Origin of the sequence: Nocardia sp. NPDC006630 (genome assembly GCF_040611495.1) — a bacterium.
In the GTDB taxonomy this organism is placed as follows: domain Bacteria; phylum Actinomycetota; class Actinomycetes; order Mycobacteriales; family Mycobacteriaceae; genus Nocardia.
Genome location: NZ_JBEXOK010000005.1, coordinates 576,897 through 594,644, shown reverse-complemented (window position 1 = coordinate 594,644; position 17,748 = coordinate 576,897). Strand labels below are relative to the sequence as shown.

Here is a 17,748-nt window from a genome sequence, read left to right as displayed (position 1 = left end):
GGCAACCCCTCGACCCGCCCAGCGACACGCCGCAATCGCACTATCTGCACCTGCCCGCGACGCATGTCCGCGCAGAGCGCCACCGCGACGAACCGGGCTACGTCACCTGATCAGCCCACCGATGTCACCTGATCAGCCCACCGATCCGGCTCTCGCCCGGCACTTCCCGAGTCAGCGCGTTGCCCTGAACGCGGCAACGCACGGGAAGCCAGTCGGGAACGGCACGCGGAGACGCATTCGGTGCCTGAGTCGCGAACAGAGCGTCTATGCGCGCATCGCGGCCGTTTCAGGAGCTGGCGGCATGAACGCCCTGCAGTGCAGCGAGTGCGGCAGCGACGGAAGCTTCGCTCGCGGGGAGCAGTGGAAGGCGGACCGCGGCGGTGGGGATGCGGCCCTGTGCGGCCAGAACACCCTTCAGGACAGTCGGATTGGGTTCGGTGAAGAGGGTGGTGGCGAGGGCCGCGAGGCGGTTGCCGATGCGGCGGGCCCGATCGATCGGGCCGTGCTGCCAGGCGGCGATCAGTTCGACGTATTCGGCGGGTGCGACATTCGCGCAGGCCAGGATGGCTCCGGAGGCGCCGAGGGCGAGCAGGGGTGCGGCGAAGAGGTCGTCGCCCGCGAGTACGGCGGTGTCGCCGGCGGCTGCGCCGAGGAAGCCGATGGTGGCTTCGTCGATGCCGCCGGTGGTGTATTTGAATCCTGCGACATTCGGCAATTCGGCCAGGCGACACAGGGTTTCGGCACTGAGCGCGAGGCCTGTGCGGTACGGAATGTGGTAGATCACCAGGGGAACGGGGCTGGCCGCGGCCAGGTGCCGGAAGTGTTCGACAACACCGTCTTCGGACGGGCAGGTGTAGTACGGGACCACGGTGAGGGCGGCCGCGGCCCGGGGGTCGAGGGCTGTGAGCTCCTGCACCGAGGCGGCGGTCGCATTGGAGCCGGCCGCGGCGATCAGGGACGCGTCGTGTTCGGCGCACACCCCGGCGCAGATATCGAGCACCCGCAACCGCTCATCCGGGGTGAGGGTCGCCGGTTCGGCGGTGGTGCCGAGCGCGACGATTCCGGTCGCACCGGCGGCGAGCACCTCGTGCGCGAGTGCTTCGAGCGCCGCCGCGGCGATCTCACCGGTGGCGGTGAAAGGCGTGATCAGCGGCACGAACAGGCCTGTGAATGTCATGACCTCAGCGTGGCCGCCACGCGTCTTCACGTCCATTTCACGTTTCCGTCTCCGAGCATAAGATCTCCTTATGCTCGATCTGCGCCGATTGCGCCTGCTCCGGGAACTCGCCCACCGCGGCACCATCACCGCCGTCGCCGAGGCGCTGACCTACACCCCCTCGGCGGTCTCCCAGCAGCTGACCGCGCTCGAACGCGAGGCCGGGGTGCCGCTGCTGGAGCGAACCGGCCGCAGCGTCACCCTCACACCCGCCGCCCTGCGCCTGGTCGAGCACACCGAAACCATCCTCGCGACCCTGGCGCAGGCCACCGCCGAACTCGCCACCGCCCGAACCGAACTCACCGGAACCCTCCGCATCGGCGCCTTCCCGACCGCGGTCCGCACCGTCCTGTCCCCCGCGCTGGTCGCCCTCAGCCGCGATCATCCGCATCTGGAACTGCTTGTCACCGAACTGGATCCGGCCGCCGCCCCCGCCGCCCTGCGCGCCGATCTCCTCGATATAGCGCTGGTCCAGGAGTACGACTACGTCCCCGTGGACCCGGAACCGGGCCTCGACACCGAACCCCTCCTCGAGGAAACCATCCACCTCGCCGCACTCGTCGCCGAACCCCTTGCCGCACACCACGATTCCTCCTGGATCGCAGGCACCCCCGGCACCCTCTGCCACGCCATGACCGTCCGCGCCTGCCGCGCAGCCGGATTCACCCCCCGCATCCGCCACCACGCCGACGACTTCGGCGCCGTCCTGGCCCTGGTTGCCGCAGCACAGGGCGTAGCCCTGGTCCCCGACCTCGGCGCCCAATCAGTCCCACCCGGCGTAACCCTCACCCCGCTCCCCACCCGCCGCCGCACCCACCTCGCCTACCGCCGCGGCGCCGCCCACCACCCCATAGTCGCCGCCGCCCGCGCCGCCCTCCACGCCGCCATAACCCCTCCGGCCTGACCTCGCCGATCCCGCCACCGGTCTGCGACGCGCACGCGGCCGGAACCTGGCAGAACACGAACATCAGCGAGTGACGCTGTGCCGCAGGTTGTTCGCCATCGCGTGCGGCACCCTCGGTGATCTATCAGGACAGCCGGTGATCAGCAGCGGACGCGCTGATGTGCACGGCCGCACGTCGATGCGAGCAGGCCGGGAACCTCCTGCGGCGAGCGCGGCTGTGCGTGGAACTGCGGCAGCTGGGCTCCTCGACGGAAGACACATGCACAGCGGGCGGCTGTCCAGGCCGGAGCGGGCGTGCTCGCAGCGATCGGGGACCGAGGTGGTCAGGCGGCGGCGAGGTCGCGGAGGGTACCGATGGCGTTGCGGAGGTTGGCGAGAAGGGGGGAGGCGGAGATGGGGGCGCCCGCGGCGGTGGTGGCGTGGGCGGCGAGGTTGGCGGAGAGGGCGTGGACGCGGGCGGCTGCGGCGGCGGACCAGGCGGGGTCGCGACCGGCGGCGAGGAGGGCGGCGATGACGCCGGAGAGGATGTCGCCGGAGCCGGCGGTGGCAGCCCAGGAGCCGCCCGCCTCGTTGACGAAGACGGGGTGACCGGGGGCGGCCACCAGGGTGGCGCGGCCCTTCAAAAGGACCGTCACCTGCCAGGAGTCGGCTAGTTTGCGGACGGCGGCCACACGGTCGGGGGCCGGGTCCGCGCCGGTGAGGCGGGCGAACTCTCCGGCGTGCGGAGTGAGGACGGTGGGGGCGACGCGGCCGTTCAGCAAACCGGGGTCGGCCGCGAGCAGGGTCAGGCCGTCGGCATCGACCACCACGGGTAGGTCAGTGGCGAGGATTTCGGCGAGACGGTCCCGCGTGGCGGAGTCGGTGCCCGCGCCGGGGCCGAAGACCCATGACTGGACTCGTCCGGTCTCCGAAATCGACGGGGCAGCAACAACTTCCGGAAAGTGCGCGAGAACCTGAGCGGCGCCGGTTCCGGCGTAGCGGACCATGCCGGAGGTGGCGGCCACCGCGCCTCCGGTGCACAGGATCGCCGCGCCCGGATAGGTGGAACTGCCCGCGCAGACGCCGGTGACGCCCTGGGTGTACTTGTCATCGGTCGATGTCGGCACCGGCCAACCCGCCCCGATCGACTGCGGTTCCAGGGCAGCCAGATTCGGCGCGGGTAGGCGTAATCCGATGGGCACCAGTTCAATTCGGCCGCAGTACGGCGCGGCCAGGGCATGCACCGGCTTGTACGCGCCGAAGGCGACGGTCACGGCCGCTCGAACCGCCGGTCCGCTCACGACTCCGGTATCCGGATCGACACCGCTGGGCAGGTCGACAGAAATCACCGGAACACGCACCCCGGCAACAATTTCCGCCGCCTTCGGGCGCAGCGGCCCACGACCCGAGATACCGACGATGCCATCGATGACCAGATCCGGCGCACCCACCTCGGCGCCCACCCGGCCACCGGCCCGGCGCAATGCCGCCAACCCCTCCGCGTGCACCCGCTCCGGCGACAGCAGCACCGCCCGCACGGCCACACCCCGCCGCCGCAGGAACGATCCCGCCCACAGCGCGTCGCCACCATTGTCGCCGGAGCCGACCAGCAGCGTCACCGACCGCCCGGCCACTGCACCGGTCCGCTCCCGCAGCTCCCGCAGCACCACCTCGGCCAGCCCGAAAGCCGCGCGCCGCATAGGCATTCCGGCGGGAACACGGGTGAACAGCTCCGCCTCCGCCGCACGAACCTCATCGGCCGTGAAGTATCCGCGAAGCTCAGCTGCCGTCATCGTTCGCCTCCTGCGAGAGCGGGTTCCGCGGGGCGAACCCCGCCTGCCTACGACGTCTGCAGACTACGCCCCCGGCCGGACCGCGACGTGTGCACGCGGAAGTCGTGAGCCCCAACCCTCGATGTGCGTACGCGGAGCCACGAGCCCCCTCGACGGGTGCACACGAAAGACATGAGCCGCGACTCGCGACGTGCGTACGTGGAAGGCGCGATCCCCGAGGAACCTTGGCCGACGCGCCTGCGTGATCTCCGGAACGTGTTCGCTCATCAACCGGTTCACTGCGGGGTCGCGGCGCTTCCGGCATGTCGGAGCAGCGTTTTCCTGAGGGGCGACGCCTGCGAATGGCCCGCTACTGGTGACGGTTACGCTGACGGACATGTCGATCCGCCGCTACTCGCCCGCCCGCGCCCTGCTCCTCGTGACCGTGGTGGCGGGGGTGCTGGCCGCGAGCGGCTGCGGCTCGGATTCGTCGAAGTCGGCCGCACCCACGACGACCGCCGCATCCGCCGCCACCTCGGCCGCCGCCCCCTCGGGTCCGAGGCAGCCCGCGGCGGTCACCGTCGACGTGAACGATATGAAGTTCTCCCCGGCCACTGTCACCGTCAAGGTCGGCGACATGGTGACCTGGAAGTTCTCCGACAAGGCCCCGCACGCGGTGCAGGGCATCGGCGATGTCGCACTGGGCATCAACAGCCCGATCATCCACAAGGGCGAGTGGAGCTACACCTTCACCACCCCCGGCACCTACCGCTACCTCTGCCCCCTGCACCCGGACATGAAGGGCTCGGTCACCGTCGAATAGGGCCGCAGCGCCTATTCGACCGTGACGGATTTGGCCAGGTTGCGGGGCTTGTCCACGTCGTAGCCGCGGGCCTGCGCAACCTCGGCGGCGAAGATCTGCAGTGGGACGGTGGCCAGGAGCGGCTGGAAAAGGGTTGGGGCGGCGGGGATTTCGATCAGGTGATCGGCGAAGGGACGGACGGTGTCGTCGCCTTCCTCGGCAATGACGATGGTGCGGGCGCCGCGCGCCTGGATCTCGCGAATATTGCTGAGCATCTTGGAGTGCAGCATGGGGCGGCTCTTCAGCGAGGGCATCACCACGAAGACCGGCAGGCCCTCCTCGATCAGCGCGATCGGGCCGTGCTTGAGCTCACCGGCGGCGAAGCCCTCGGCGTGGATGTAGGCCAGTTCCTTGAGCTTCAGCGCACCTTCGAGCGCCACCGGGTAGCCGACATGCCTGCCGAGGAACAGCACCGTGGAGACGTGCGCGAACTCCCGGGCGAGGGCGCGCACCTGATCACCCGACTCCAGTACGCGGGCGACCAGTTTCGGCATGGCCTCCAGCTCGGCGAATTCGCGAGCCACCTCATCGGGGTACTTGGTGCCGCGCGCCTGCGCGAGCGCGAGACCGACAAGATAGTTCGCGGTGATCTGCGCGAGAAACGCCTTGGTGGACGCCACGCCGATCTCCGGCCCGGTGCGGGTGTAGAGCACGGCATCGGATTCGCGGGGAATCTGCGCGCCATTGGTATTGCAGATGGCCAGGACTCGCGCCTTCTGACTCTTGGCGTGCCGGACCGCCTCCAGCGTGTCCGCCGTCTCGCCGGACTGCGAGATGGCGACCACCAGCGTGGAGCGGTCCAGAACCGGGTCGCGATAACGGAATTCGCTGGCCAGCTCCACCTCGACGGGCAGCCGGGTCCAGTGCTCGATGGCATATTTGGCCAGTAGCCCCGCGTGATACGAACTGCCGCAGGCGACCACGAAGACCTTGTCGAACTCGCGCAGTTCCTGATCGGTGAGCCGCTGCTCGTCCAGCACGATCCGGCCGTCCTGGAAGTGACCGATCAGCGTGTCGGCGACACCGGCGGGCTGCTCCTCGATCTCCTTGAGCATGAAGTAGTCGTGGCCGCCCTTCTCGGCGGCGGCCAGATCCCAATCGATGGTGAACGGGCGGGTGCGGACCGCGTCGGGCTTTCCGTCGAAATCGGTGACCTCGTAGGAGTTCGCGGTAATGACAACGGCCTGATCCTGGCCGAGCTCCACCGCTTCCCGGGTGTGCTCGATGAAGGCGGTGACATCGGAGGCGAGGAACATCTCGCCCTTGCCGACACCCACCACCAGCGGGGTCGAGCGGCGCGCGGCGATGATCGTGCCGGGATGGTCGGCGTGCGTGAAGACCAGGGTGAACGCGCCCTCCAGCCGGCGCACCACCGAGAGCGCGGAGGCCACAAAATCCCCAGCCGTCGCACCGGTGGCATAGGCGCGAGCCACCAGGTGCACGGTGACCTCGGTATCGGTATCGCTGCCGAGTTCGACTCCGGCGTCTTCGAGTTCGCGGCGCAGCGGCGCGAAGTTCTCGATGATGCCGTTGTGCACCACCGCGACCCGGTCGCCGCCGTCGCGATGCGGATGCGCATTGCGGTCGGTGGGTGCGCCGTGGGTGGCCCAGCGGGTGTGGCCCATGCCGGTGGTGCCCGCAAAACGACCTGCTCCCGTTTCGGCGAGTTCGGCCTCCAGATTGGCCAGCCGGCCTGCCTTGCGTTCGACGGCGAGCCCGCCCGCGCCGTCGAGAATGGCGACTCCGGCGGAGTCGTAGCCGCGATACTCCATGCGGCGCAACGCGTCCACCACCACACCGAGGGCGTCCCGGTACCCCACGTACCCCACGATTCCGCACATGGGCCACCAGCCTACTGGGGTAGTACCGGCTTCTGAATCCCAGTGCGGACGGGACCGGCCGAAACACCCCAATGGCCCGGCGATCGGATAAGTTCACTGTCGTGTCGGCGTCTGTGAAATCGCTCCTGAGCACTTTGACCGCCCGCGGCCCGCATTCGGTGCTGCGCGGCAACCTCGGCATTGCCGGACAGCCAGGGGTGGTGTACACACCCGAGAAGGGGCTCAACCTGCCGGCGGTGGCCTTCGGGCACGGCTGGCTGACGGGCGCTGCGAACTATCGGCGACTGCTCGAGCATCTGGCCTCCTGGGGTTACGTTGCCGCCGCGCCCGATACCGAACGCGGCCCGATCCCTTCGCATCTGAACCTCGCGACCGATCTGCTCACCACCCTGGACATCTGTGCCGGGGTGCGGCTGGGCGGGGGCGATATCAGCGTGCATCCCGACCGGCTGGCGCTGGCCGGGCACGGCATGGGTGCGGGCGCGGCGGTCATCGCCGCCTCGCAGCGTGAGGTCGCGGCCGTCGCCGCGCTCTTCCCGTCCCCCACCGCCCCGTCCGCCGAGGCCCTCGCCCCCGGAATCGACACCGCCGCACTGATCCTGGCCGGCGCCTCCGATATCGGCTCGGTCAGCTCCAATGCCATCCCGCTCGCCACCGCCTGGGGCGGCAAGACGATTCTGCGTTCGGTCGAAAAGGCCACGCACAATGGCATGGTCGAGGGCCGCCGCGCCCTGTCGGCCCTCGGCGCCGGCAAGCACGAACCCAAAACCGAACGCCTCACCCGCGCCCTCCTCGTCGGCTTCCTCAACTTCGAACTCCTCGGCGACAAGAAATACAAACTCTTCGCCGACCCCGAAGCCCTCCTGCCCCACACCGAAGTAGTCGACCCCGAAGCAGTGGAAGAAGAGCCCGAACACCCCCAGAAACTCCCCCTCCTCCAACTCGTCCAAGCCCTCCGCAAGTAAATCCACCCGCCACCCCATGGCTGGAGTCCGCCGAAACCAGCTTTGACACAGCGGGTGCGGATCCCGGCCAAACCCATTCCGGGCTGACGGCCGACATCTCGCAGTCATGACGGCGTCGCGTCTGAGAGTTCGGGGATCTCGACGCCGCCTTCTGGGATTTCTACGGTCGGATCAGTGTTGGCATGGGGCGAATTTCCTTCGGGGGCAGGGACTTCGGCGAGCGGCGCGGAGGGGGACGGAGGCGACGCACGGTCCGGGGGTGTGACCGATGCGGGATCATGGCCGGGGGCCAATTGCACCTGATCGGGTGAGACTCGGCCGGCGTCGGGGAACGGGGGCTCGTCTGGTGACGGTGGGGTTCCTTCGGACCCGGGCGGGCCTTTGATGATGCAGGACGGTGTGCCCTGGTCGGGGGATTGAGCGTCGGGGTTGGGGGCGGTTCGGCTTTCTTGTTGCGAGGCTGGGCATTCCGCTGATTGCGGCGGGATATCGCAGGAGGGGGGCGGGGAATCGCAAGTGGGGGCCGGAGCCGATTGCACAGGAGGGGCGGGGCAACTGTCGGACGGTGATTTCTCCCCGGCGCCTGGAGTTGCGGCCGGACCGGGGTCCGGATGTTGTTGCGGCCCACTGCGATTTGCTTCGGGGTGTGGGCATTGATCGGCGGGGGCTTCGCCGTCTTTACCGGTTGGGGACGGATGGTCGGCTGGATGCTGTGGGTCCGAGGCGGGATCGGCTGCGGGATCCGGGTGGACGGAAGGGTCGGAAGGGTGCAGGAGATCTGTCAGGGAGGAGAGCTTGCTGGGATCCAGAACTGACAGCAGGGATCGGATGAGGTCGGCCAGGCTGGTGAGGCCGTGGGAATCCGAATTGGGCTGGGATTGCGGGTGACTGAAGCCCTCCGATTGCGCGCCGGGTGCAGCTCGGTTGACACCGTCGGGCGGAGCAGAAGGTGCGGACTGGACTGGACCGTTCAGCCGCGCGTTGGGGACTGACTGCGCCTCCTCCGGCGGGGTGTTCGGCATCGATTGGGGCTGTACACATCCAGCAGAGCGGGAGCCTGGGGATGGGTCCGGCGCGGAGGCTGACGACGAGTCCGGCGGGCAGTGTGGTTGGGCGGATTGCGATTCCACCGCAGCCGGTGCGGTCGAGGCGGGCCCGGCGGCCTGGGGACCGCCTGAGGTGACGGACGGATAGCTCTGATGTGGTTGCACCGGAGCCGGTTCCGGTCGCTGCACCCCTCCGGCGTCCGGCACTGCCTGCGGTTGCCGTCTCCGTTCACCCGGGGCCGTTTCCGGCTGTTGCCCCCGTTCAGCCGGAGCCGGTTTCGGCTGCGGTCCCCGAGCGGCGTCCGGAGACTGTTCCGAAGCGGGCGCGACGACGGGGATCGCGGCGGGCTGCGGGTAGGGCAGGTCCAGGATCTGGTTCATGGCCGCGACAATGGTGTCGTAATGGGATTCGAAGCAGCGGTTGGCGGTGGTGCAGGCTGCCTGGAATTCAACGAGTTTGCGTTCCACATCGGGTTTGAAGGTCGTGGTGAGCCAGGGGTCGGGGTGATCGCCGAGCATGGCTTCGATATCGTCTGGCGACTTGCCTGCGATCGCGAGTTTCCTTGCGCCGTCGGTGGTTTCCTCGAGCAACCCCAGCACGCTCTCAGCTTTGCTGAGCACGGCCTGCCGCAGTGGCTCGACGGCAGCACCGATGGCCGTGGCGGCGGTGCGGGCGGCATCGATATCCTCACGGGCCCGGCGCAATTGGGTGACCACCATCGCGAGCGCCGCACCGCCGGCGCCGCTGGCCCAGCAGGACGGGAGGCTTTGCGCCACACCGTACTGGGCAGCCCACTGCGCTTCGGTTTGGTCGAGCGCCTGCACCAATTCCGTTCGCGCACTGTCGAGTTTCGCGAGATCGGCGCTGCGCTGCTCGTCGTATGCGGCTTGCAAGGCGCTGAGGTCGACATCATGTGGCGCCGTGAACGCCTTGTCGTAGAGCGGCAGGAACCGCTCCCAGTACTCCAGCCCGGGCGCGCCGTAATCCAGGATGTCGTCGATCGATTTGCCGCTCATATCGAAGGTCATGGGTGCACCCCCGATACCGCGGCCGCGCGCTCATGATCGATGCGCGCGTAATCCGCAGCTGCGCCGTCGAATACGTCGGCAGTCGCAGCCGTGACCGTTGACCAGCGGTGCAGGCACGCCGCAATGTGCTCGAATCCGTGCTGCACTGCCGCGCCCGACGCTGAATAGTTGCGCCCGGCTTCGTCATTGCCGATGCCGAACACATGCGCACCCACCCGGCGGGACTGCTGCTCGAGCGTATCGGCGCACCCCCGCAGTGTGGTGATCGTGTCGCGCAGCCCGTCCAGATCTACGCCGAGCACGTCGAATCCACCCATCGATCCCCCCTCGCTCGAATCCCCCCGGTTCGGCTACCTGCCCAGGCGCCCTTCGTCTGTGCGCACCCACTCGGAGGAGCCGTCCGGATGATGATGGAACTCCCAGGCCGAGTAGTCACCGCCGGTATCCACGACGGTCACATGATCGGCGTACCCGTCGTGATCCATATCGGTCCACACGTGCATGGCGTGGTCGGTATTGGTGGTCACGGTGTCGGGCAGACCGTCACCATCGATATCCTGGGTCGGGTGCGCTAGCTCTATCGCGCCGAGCGCACCGAGCTCGGAATGTGAGTCGAGATTCGGCAGATCCAGGCCCGGCAGATCACCCGATGTGACCATGTGCGCTCCTCCGCAGTGACGTGATAACCATCCTGTCACTCGCGCCGACGGCACGCAGCCCCTTCATACCGAATGTGGATAACTCTCAGCTGTGGATAACTCAGTGCTTCGGAATGATGATCCACAGAATGATGTAGAGGATGAACTGCGGTCCGGGCAGCAGGCAGGAGAGCACGAACAGCAGCCGGACGATATTGGCGTTCCAGCCGAAGTATTCGGCAATGCCCCCGCATACTCCGGCAATCCACTTGTCATGGTTCGAACGGGTCAGGCGCTTGGTGGTCTGTGTTGTCATACCTCCACTCTCCGCACCGCGGGCCCGCCGCACATCGGTCCCCTGACCCATTCCCACCCTGAACTTCGGTAGGGCGGAGTCAGGGTGCAACCCTGAACAGGGCAGAATCGCGCAGGTGAGCACCACTCTGCATGCGCGCGGACTCGCTGCCGGACACGGCGAACGCACCCTCTTCGAAGACCTCGATCTCATCCTGGCCCCCGGCGATGTGATCGGCCTGGTGGGGGTGAACGGCGCCGGAAAGTCCACTCTGCTGCGCATGCTCGCCGACGGGCACGCCCCCGAGGGCGAGATCACCCTCAGCCCGCCCGATGCCACGGTCGGCTATCTGGCCCAGGAGCCGGAGCGCATCGAGGGCGAGACGGTGCTCGAATTCCTGCGCCGCCGCACCGGCGTCGGCGAGGCCCAGCGCATCATGGACGAGGCCGCCGAACGACTGGCCGAAGGCGGCGACGACGAGTTCTCCCCCGCCCTGGAACGCTGGCTCGCCCTCGGCGGCGCGGATCTGGAGCAGCGCGCCGACGAGACCGCCGCCGACCTCGGCCTGACCGCCAGCCTGCCGCACGGCCTGGAAACCCTCATGACAGTTCTGTCCGGCGGCCAGGCGGCCCGCGCTGGTCTGGCCTCGGTCCTGCTGTCCCGCTTCGACATTCTGCTGCTGGACGAGCCCACCAACGACCTCGACCTGGACGGCCTGGCCCGCCTGGAACAGTTCGTCACCGGCATCCGCGAGCCGCTCATGGTGATCAGCCACGACCGAGAGTTCCTGGCGCGCACCGTGAACAGCATTGTGGAACTGGATCTGGCACAGCAGCAGGTCGGCATCTACGACGGTGGCTACGAGTCGTATCTCGAGGAACGCGAGATCGCCCGCCGCCACGTCCGCGAGGCCTTCGAGGACTACGCCGACACCAAGGCCGGCCTCGAAGCCCGCGCCGGCATGCAGCGCAATTGGATGGAACACGGCGTGCGCAATGCCCGCCGCAAGAGCAAACAGGACTCCGACAAACTCGGCCGCAAAGCGCGCGCGGAAGCCACCGAGAAGCAGGCGTCGAAGGTCAAACAGACCATGCGCCGCATCGAACGCCTGGACGCGGTCGAGGAGCCGCGCAAGGAATGGGAACTGCGCATGGTCATCGCCGCCGCCCCCCGCAGCGGCTCGGTCGTCGCCACCCTCTCGAATGCGACTGTCACACGCGGTGATTTCACCCTCGGCCCCGTCACCGTCCAGGTGGACTACGGCGACCGCATCGTCCTGACCGGAGCCAACGGCGCGGGCAAATCCACCCTGCTGTCGGTCCTGCTCGGAAAAACGAAGCCGGACACCGGATCCGCCGCCCTGGGCTCTGCGGTGGCGATCGGCGAGGTAGACCAGGCCCGCGGCCTCTTCCGCGGAACCTCCACCCTCTCCGATACTTTCAGTGCCGAAATCCCCGACTGGCCCGAAGCCGAAGTCCGCACCCTCCTGGCCAAATTCGGCCTCCGCGGCCCACACGTCCTGCGCCCCAACGACACCCTCTCCCCCGGCGAACGCACCCGAGCCGCCCTGGCCCTCCTCCAAGCCCGCGGCGTCAACCTCCTGGTCCTCGACGAGCCCACCAACCACCTGGACCTGGCCGCCATCGAACAACTCGAGGAGGCAGTCGAATCCTTCACCGGCACAGTCCTCCTCGTCACCCACGACCGCCGCATGCTCGACAACGTCCGCGCCACCCGCCGCTGGCACCTGGAGAGCGGCAACCTCACAGAGAACTAGCCACCCAACCGAGAGCCGAACAATTCCGGCGTGACCACCCAGTCGTGGCCCACCAACCCGCAGGCCATTTCACCGAGAGGGCTCTCACGGTGGCGACACGCCGCAAACCGCCACCGTGAGAGCCCTCTCGATGAGTAAGCCTCCCCAAGGGCACCCCCAGCCCTTGTTCTTGCGTCTCTTGTCTTTTCGGGTTTTGTCTCGCAAGGTAACCAGGGCCAGTCCCCCCGTCAGGAACGTGAGGTTCCCCCCTGAGCCGGGAGCCCAAGCCGGGTACGGCAGGCGACGTGCCCAGCACGGCTTCTTTTCCGCACGCCTGTCGACGGAACAGCGTGTCTCTCTACCGAACAGCCCCGACAAGGTTCGTTCGATCCAGAGATACGCTGTCCGACCCACAAGACGGGCTGTGCGATCCAGACACGGGCTGTCCGCTCAGCCGAGACGGGCTGTGCCGGTCGAGCAAACAGGCAGTGCGATCGAGCAGACAGGCTGTGCGGCCAGCTGGGGTCAGACGGCGGCGACCAGCTTGGCGAGGTCGTCGGCCAGGCGCTGGGCGAGGCCGGGGTCGGTGGCTTCCACCATGACGCGGACCAGCTGTTCGGTTCCGCTGGGGCGCAGCAGGACTCGGCCGGTGTCGCCGAGGAGGCGTTCGGCTTCGGTGACCGCGGCGACGACCTCGGTGGCGGCCGCGACGGCGGCCTTGTCGGAGACGTGGACGTTCACCAGGACCTGCGGGACGGTCTGCACGATGGCCGCGAGATCGGCCAGGGTGCGGCCGGTTTCGGCCATTCGGGCCATCAGCTTCAGGCCGGTGAGGACGCCGTCGCCGGTGGTGCCGAATTTGGGCAGCACCACATGGCCGGATTGTTCGCCGCCGAGGGTGAGGCCGCTGCGGCGCAGCTCCTCCAGCACGTAGCGATCGCCGACGGCGGTGGTGCGCATGGCGATTCCGGCCTCGCGCATGGCGATATGCAGACCCAGATTGCTCATGACGGTGGCGACGAGGGTGTCCTCGGCCAGTTCGCCGGAGTCCCGCATGGCCAGCGCGATGACGGCCATGATGGCGTCGCCGTCGACGATGGCGCCGGTGGCGTCCACGGCCAGGCAGCGGTCGGCGTCACCGTCCAGCGCCAGGCCCAGATCGCCGCCGTGTTCGACCACCGCGCGCTGGATCGGCCCCAGATGCGTCGATCCGCAACCCTCGTTGATGTTCAGGCCGTCGGGATCGGCATTGATGGCGACCACCGTCGCGCCTGCCTCACGGAGGGCGGCCGGGCCGACCTCGGAGGCCGCGCCGTGCGCGCAGTCCACCACCACGGTGAGCCCGCTCAGGTCACGCCCGGCGGCTTCCACCAGGTGCTCCACATAGCGCTCATGGGTGCCTTCGAGGCTGTACTGATCGTGGGTGCCGAACAGCTGTCCCGGCTTGCCGAGTACCCGCCCGACGCCCGCGCCCACGGGCCGATTGAACCTGCCCTCGGCCATGAGCGTCTCGATGCGGTCCTCGATGGCGTCGTCGAGCTTGTGCCCGCCCGCGGCGAAGATCTTGATGCCGTTGTCCGGCATGGGATTGTGCGAGGCGGAGATCATCACGCCCAGGCACGCGTCGTACACGCCGGTGAGGTAGGCGACGGCCGGTGTCGGCAGGACACCTACCGAAAGTACGTCCACGCCAACGGAAGTCAGCCCCGCGGTGACTGCGGCCTCCAGCATTTCACCACTGGCACGCGGGTCACGCCCCACCACGGCCAGCGCGCGCTTCTTCCCGCGACTGAGCACCTGCGCCGCGGCGGCCGAAACCTGCAGCGCCAGTTCCGGACTCAGCGAGTCGTTGGCGAGCCCGCGGACTCCGTCGGTGCCGAACAAACGTCCCATACCTCACCCCTGACTGGTCGATATACAGCACGAGAGCAGGCACCCGGACGGTTCGCGAAAACCGTTGCAGGGAGCCTGCTCTCGTACAGGTTGCCGTGTAGACCGTACCGCGTTCGGCCCGAAGCAGGTTCGAACACGGTGCAGCCCGACGGCGGAAAATCAGCGCTTCGAGTACTGCGGCGCCTTGCGGGCCTTCTTCAGACCGTACTTCTTACGCTCGACGGCGCGGTCGTCACGGGTCAGGAAGCCGGCACGCTTGAGAGCGGGACGGTCATCCGGGGTGACGATGATCAGCGCACGCGCGATCGCCAGACGCAGGGCGCCGGCCTGACCGGACGGGCCGCCGCCGACGAGACGAGCGAAGATGTCGAAGGACTCGCTGCGCTCGACGAGCACCAGCGGGGACTTCACCAGCTGCTGGTGCACCTTGTTCGGGAAGTAGTTCTCGATGGTGCGGCCGTTCAGCACGAAGTTGCCGGAACCCGGCACCAGGCGCACGCGAACAACGGCTTCCTTACGACGGCCGACGGTCTGCACCGGGCGGTCGATGAGGACCGGAGCGAAGGTCTCTTCCTCGGCGGTGAACTCGGCCTCGTAGCCGTCACCCTCCTCGACGACCTCGACGGTGGTGTCTTCCACGACGAACTCGTCGTCGTTGAATTCCTCAGGAGCGGTCACTGTGCCACCTGCTTGATCTCGAACGGAATGGGCTGCTGGGCAGCATGCGGGTGGTTCGGGCCTGCGTAGACCTTCAGCTTGCCGCCGATGCTGTTACCGAGCTTGTTCTTCGGGATCATGCCCTTGACCGCGCGCTCGACCAGACGGTCGGGGCGGGTGTCCAGGATTTCGCCGACGGAGCGGGACTTGAGTCCGCCCGGGTGCCCGGAGTGGGTGTGGATGAACTTGTTCTCACGCTTGTTGCCAGAAACGGCAACCTTGTCAGCGTTGATGATGATGACGAAGTCGCCACCATCGACGTGCGGAGCGTAGGTCGGCTTGGTCTTGCCGCGCAGCAGGTTCGCTGCCTGAACGGCGAGACGTCCGAGGACTACGTCAGTGGCGTCGATGACGTACCACTGGCGGGTCACGTCACCCGCCTTCGGGCTGTACGTAGGCACAGTCGTTCCCTGTCTGTCGTATGTGGTGCCAGCCAGGCATGTGGTCGAGTGATCCCGGCGGCTGGTGGAGACCCGGGGCTCGCGCGACAGCCAGGAATGAACCCCGGCCGTACCGCACGCCAACGAGCCACAGTACCAGCGCCGCCCCATCGACCTGAAACCGGCCGCTGCCCCACCGGCCGGAACCGGACTACGACCAGGTCAGATCTGCATCGGCGGGCCCGGGTCCACACCGCGGACCGGTCCCGGAATGGTGTAGCGCAGCGTATCGATGCCGAGCGTGAGGCAACCTAGGTGCTGCGGATCGTCGATGCTGGAGATGCCCGGCAGCGGGGTGCCCGATGCCCACGGGGTCAGCGCGCAGACCTGATCGATCAGGTGCGTATCCAACATGTCGGATATGCCGGACTGCCCGGCCGCGAGCTGCACCGATTCGGTATCGGAATGCATCATGCCCATGGCGCCCAGCGCGGCGGCGCCGATGATGATGGGCGCACCGAACAGGTTGCCCTTCATCTTGTTCCACAGCTTGCCCTTGCGCTTGCCGTCACCACCGGAACTCGAATCAGACTGTCCGGCACCTTCTTCCGGCGGCTGCGGATTCGGCTGACGCGACCCACTCTGCGGCATCGACCCACCGTACATCGCACCGGCCTGACCAGGAGCGTTTCCGGAAGGACCCGCAAAGTTCGCACCCGGTCCGGCGTAGTTGCCCGGACCGTATCCCGTGCCCGGAGCGCCGTAACCACCCTGTCCGGGCTGGCCGTACTGGCCCTGCGCGGACCCGTCCTGCGGGCCGTAGCCGGGTTGCCCCTGCTGTCCGTAGTTCGGTTGCCCCGGCTGGCCGTAACCGGGTTGCCCCTGCGGAGCGCCGGTCGGACCGTAACCCGGACCATATTGCACCGCAGGAGGATTGGGCTGACCCGCGCCGGGGCTCTGCTGCCCCGAACCCGGGTTCTGCTGTCCCGCACCGGGATTAGGCTGCCCGGGCCCATAGCCCTCACCGGCCGGACGCTGTTGCGCACCGGGCTGGCCGTAACCCTGCCCCTCCTGGCCGTAACCCTGCCCCTCCTGGCCGTAACCCTGCCCCTCCTGGCCGGGCTGCGCCGTATGCCCCATGACAGCCGTCATCTGATCATCGGCCGGAGTCCCCGGCGGCCGGGTGAAACGTCCACCCACCCCCGCCAGCCCCGGCGGCAGCCCGCCGCGCGATGCGGTCGGAACCTGCGCGAGGTCCTCGGCACTCACCCGCCGGGTCTCCCCCGCCGGATCGACCACCGGCTGCGTTCCGGTGACAGGACCTGCCGCATGCGAAGATTCGGTGCGCGGTGCACCGGATTCACTCGGCGGCGCCACATTTCGCGGACCCTGATCCACCGGCCGGGCCTCCGCACCTGCGGGCTCGGGCACCGCCGGGCCCTGCGGCGCGACCTGTCCGTGCCGCGGGAACTCCCCGGTCGAGGGCCCGGACCGGCCACCGTGGTCCGCATGCCGCGGCGCGCTCGGGGCCGAACCCTGTTGCGGGACCTGCGTTTCCGGGCGAGCCGCCATCGCCTCCGCGGTGAGCTCACTGTCATTGACCAGCAGATGCGTGGCGCCGAGCACCAGCGCGTGCATCGGATGCTCCGCCACGTGGAACCGGTGCCCGAGATGGTTCTGGAAGGCCAGTCGCAGCGCGTCGTTGAAGCACACATTGCCCGCCAGCAGCACGGTGGAGGTATCGGCGCCGACGCCGCGCGCGGCGGCCATCACCTCGATGACCACATTGTCGGCGGCCCGCGCCTGATGCAGAGCGTCGGCGGTGATGGGCACGCTCACCGATTCGGTGGGCTGATCGTCGTCGCCGTGCACGGCCACCACCAGCACTTCACGTCCGTCGGAGTAGACGCCGGTGGCGCCGACCCCCGGCCCGCGACCGGTGCCGCGCACCAGCCCGAGCGCGCGAATGTATCCGGAGAGCGCCACCGATTCGGGCAGCGCCTCGGCCACAACGCCGAGGTTCTCGACCAGGCGCACGAATTCGTCGACCTTGGGGTCGGGCCACTCATCGGGGAACGGCAGCGCCAGCACATCGGGCTGCGCGCCCAGATGCGTGATCACCGCCGCCAGCGGATTGAACATGCGGGCCTTGAACACCAGGTCCGCGGGCCAGGTCGCCCCGGCCACCACGATCTGCGGATGCCCCAGGATGTCGCGCACATCGGAGATGGCGATGCCGACGTCGGGACGCCGGTCCACACCTGCGGTATGCAGTCGGCCGGATGAATCCGCCAGCAGATAGGCGGGCGGTGTATATGTGCCCTCGACCTGGACCGGACGTATCGACGCGCCACCGCCACCGGCGGCCACCGATACCACGTCCCAGCCCAGATGCACTGCCCCAACTCGAGCTGTCACAGCCATCAGTGTGCCTGCTCGCCGAGGGAAGCGCGCG

15 protein-coding genes are annotated in these 17,748 nt (G+C 68.4%); 5 read left to right on the top strand and 10 right to left on the bottom strand.

All coding sequences use genetic code 11. The features are described from left to right. Nucleotides 1-286: 286 nt before the first annotated feature. A complete protein-coding gene (dapA, locus tag ABZX86_RS17635) occupies nt 287-1,177 on the bottom strand; it encodes a 4-hydroxy-tetrahydrodipicolinate synthase (RefSeq protein WP_355124611.1) in 891 nt (296 codons plus the stop codon). Nucleotides 1,178-1,247: 70 nt separating this feature from the next. Here dapA and ABZX86_RS17630 point away from each other — a divergent pair, with 70 nt between their 5' ends. Beyond that, the gene (locus ABZX86_RS17630) at nt 1,248-2,120 is read left to right on the top strand and encodes a LysR substrate-binding domain-containing protein (RefSeq protein WP_355124609.1); all 873 of its coding nucleotides are present in this window, start codon (nt 1,248-1,250) and stop codon (nt 2,118-2,120) included. 323 nt (nt 2,121-2,443) lie between these two features. Here ABZX86_RS17630 and ABZX86_RS17625 read toward each other — a convergent pair whose 3' ends face one another. Next, on the bottom strand, nt 2,444-3,892 hold the full coding sequence (locus tag ABZX86_RS17625) for an NAD(P)H-hydrate dehydratase (protein ID WP_355124607.1): 1,449 nt from the start codon (nt 3,890-3,892) through the stop codon (nt 2,444-2,446). A gap of 376 nt (nt 3,893-4,268) precedes the next feature. On the opposite strand from ABZX86_RS17625, the gene ABZX86_RS17620 reads away from it, so the two are divergent. After that, nucleotides 4,269-4,694, top strand: a complete 426-nt coding sequence (locus ABZX86_RS17620; protein ID WP_355124605.1) for a cupredoxin family copper-binding protein — start codon at nt 4,269-4,271, stop codon at nt 4,692-4,694. A gap of 11 nt (nt 4,695-4,705) precedes the next feature. Here the strand turns inward: ABZX86_RS17620 and glmS are convergent, their stop codons facing one another. Beyond that, complete coding sequence (glmS, locus tag ABZX86_RS17615) at nt 4,706-6,574, bottom strand: glutamine--fructose-6-phosphate transaminase (isomerizing) (RefSeq protein ID WP_355124603.1); 1,869 nt, start codon at nt 6,572-6,574, stop codon at nt 4,706-4,708. Nucleotides 6,575-6,675: 101 nt separating this feature from the next. Between glmS and ABZX86_RS17610 the strand changes: the two genes are divergently transcribed. Continuing rightward, complete coding sequence (locus ABZX86_RS17610) at nt 6,676-7,539, top strand: dienelactone hydrolase family protein (protein WP_355124601.1); 864 nt, start codon at nt 6,676-6,678, stop codon at nt 7,537-7,539. A 1,448-nt stretch (nt 7,540-8,987) separates the two neighbouring features. Then, nucleotides 8,988-9,650: a hypothetical protein gene (locus tag ABZX86_RS17605; RefSeq protein ID WP_355124599.1), complete on the top strand. Its 663-nt coding sequence runs from the start codon at nt 8,988-8,990 to the stop codon at nt 9,648-9,650. Here the strand turns inward: ABZX86_RS17605 and ABZX86_RS17600 are convergent. The 3 genes from ABZX86_RS17600 to ABZX86_RS17590 all read right to left on the bottom strand — a co-directional run bounded on the left by ABZX86_RS17600 (nt 9,611) and on the right by ABZX86_RS17590 (nt 10,568). Next, nucleotides 9,611-9,931: a hypothetical protein gene (locus ABZX86_RS17600; RefSeq protein ID WP_355124597.1), complete on the bottom strand. Its 321-nt coding sequence runs from the start codon at nt 9,929-9,931 to the stop codon at nt 9,611-9,613. The two genes, ABZX86_RS17605 and ABZX86_RS17600, sit on opposite strands and share 40 nt — an antisense overlap. Before the next feature lie 33 nt (nt 9,932-9,964). Next, a complete protein-coding gene (locus tag ABZX86_RS17595) occupies nt 9,965-10,273 on the bottom strand; it encodes a DUF6802 family protein (protein ID WP_355124595.1) in 309 nt (102 codons plus the stop codon). A 100-nt stretch (nt 10,274-10,373) separates the two neighbouring features. Further along, nucleotides 10,374-10,568 carry a PspC domain-containing protein gene (locus ABZX86_RS17590; RefSeq protein WP_355124593.1) on the bottom strand — a complete coding sequence of 65 codons (195 nt, stop codon included), beginning with the start codon at nt 10,566-10,568 and terminating at the stop codon, nt 10,374-10,376. 115 nt (nt 10,569-10,683) lie between these two features. Between ABZX86_RS17590 and ABZX86_RS17585 the strand changes: the two genes are divergently transcribed. Beyond that, nucleotides 10,684-12,324 (top strand): ABC-F family ATP-binding cassette domain-containing protein, encoded by a 1,641-nt coding sequence (locus ABZX86_RS17585; protein ID WP_355124591.1) that lies wholly within the window; start codon nt 10,684-10,686, stop codon nt 12,322-12,324. 504 nt (nt 12,325-12,828) lie between these two features. Here ABZX86_RS17585 and glmM read toward each other — a convergent pair. The 4 genes from glmM to ABZX86_RS17565 all read right to left on the bottom strand — a co-directional run bounded on the left by glmM (nt 12,829) and on the right by ABZX86_RS17565 (nt 17,711). Further along, on the bottom strand, nt 12,829-14,196 hold the full coding sequence (gene glmM / locus ABZX86_RS17580; RefSeq protein ID WP_355124589.1) for a phosphoglucosamine mutase: 1,368 nt from the start codon (nt 14,194-14,196) through the stop codon (nt 12,829-12,831). Between the two features lie 159 nt (nt 14,197-14,355). Next, a complete protein-coding gene (rpsI, locus tag ABZX86_RS17575; RefSeq protein ID WP_327143807.1) occupies nt 14,356-14,874 on the bottom strand; it encodes a 30S ribosomal protein S9 in 519 nt (172 codons plus the stop codon). Continuing rightward, on the bottom strand, nt 14,871-15,314 hold the full coding sequence (gene rplM, locus ABZX86_RS17570; RefSeq protein ID WP_297621223.1) for a 50S ribosomal protein L13: 444 nt from the start codon (nt 15,312-15,314) through the stop codon (nt 14,871-14,873). Before rplM ends, rpsI begins: the two co-directional genes overlap by 4 nt. A gap of 201 nt (nt 15,315-15,515) precedes the next feature. Further along, nucleotides 15,516-17,711, bottom strand: a complete 2,196-nt coding sequence (locus ABZX86_RS17565) for a hypothetical protein (protein ID WP_355124586.1) — start codon at nt 17,709-17,711, stop codon at nt 15,516-15,518. Between the last annotated feature and the right edge of the window lie 37 nt (nt 17,712-17,748).

What these genes read in the sequence shown, in the direction of transcription:
- dapA (WP_355124611.1), bottom strand. Translation starts at nt 1,177, where the DNA reads ATGACATTCACAGGCCTGTTCGTGCCGCTGATCACGCCTTTCACCGCC.
- ABZX86_RS17630 (WP_355124609.1), top strand. Translation starts at nt 1,248, where the DNA reads ATGCTCGATCTGCGCCGATTGCGCCTGCTCCGGGAACTCGCCCACCGC.
- ABZX86_RS17625 (WP_355124607.1), bottom strand. Translation starts at nt 3,892, where the DNA reads ATGACGGCAGCTGAGCTTCGCGGATACTTCACGGCCGATGAGGTTCGT.
- ABZX86_RS17620 (WP_355124605.1), top strand. Translation starts at nt 4,269, where the DNA reads ATGTCGATCCGCCGCTACTCGCCCGCCCGCGCCCTGCTCCTCGTGACC.
- glmS (WP_355124603.1), bottom strand. Translation starts at nt 6,574, where the DNA reads ATGTGCGGAATCGTGGGGTACGTGGGGTACCGGGACGCCCTCGGTGTG.
- ABZX86_RS17605 (WP_355124599.1), top strand. Translation starts at nt 8,988, where the DNA reads ATGGGATTCGAAGCAGCGGTTGGCGGTGGTGCAGGCTGCCTGGAATTC.
- ABZX86_RS17600 (WP_355124597.1), bottom strand. Translation starts at nt 9,931, where the DNA reads ATGGGTGGATTCGACGTGCTCGGCGTAGATCTGGACGGGCTGCGCGAC.
- ABZX86_RS17595 (WP_355124595.1), bottom strand. Translation starts at nt 10,273, where the DNA reads ATGGTCACATCGGGTGATCTGCCGGGCCTGGATCTGCCGAATCTCGAC.
- ABZX86_RS17590 (WP_355124593.1), bottom strand. Translation starts at nt 10,568, where the DNA reads ATGACAACACAGACCACCAAGCGCCTGACCCGTTCGAACCATGACAAG.
- glmM (WP_355124589.1), bottom strand. Translation starts at nt 14,196, where the DNA reads ATGGGACGTTTGTTCGGCACCGACGGAGTCCGCGGGCTCGCCAACGAC.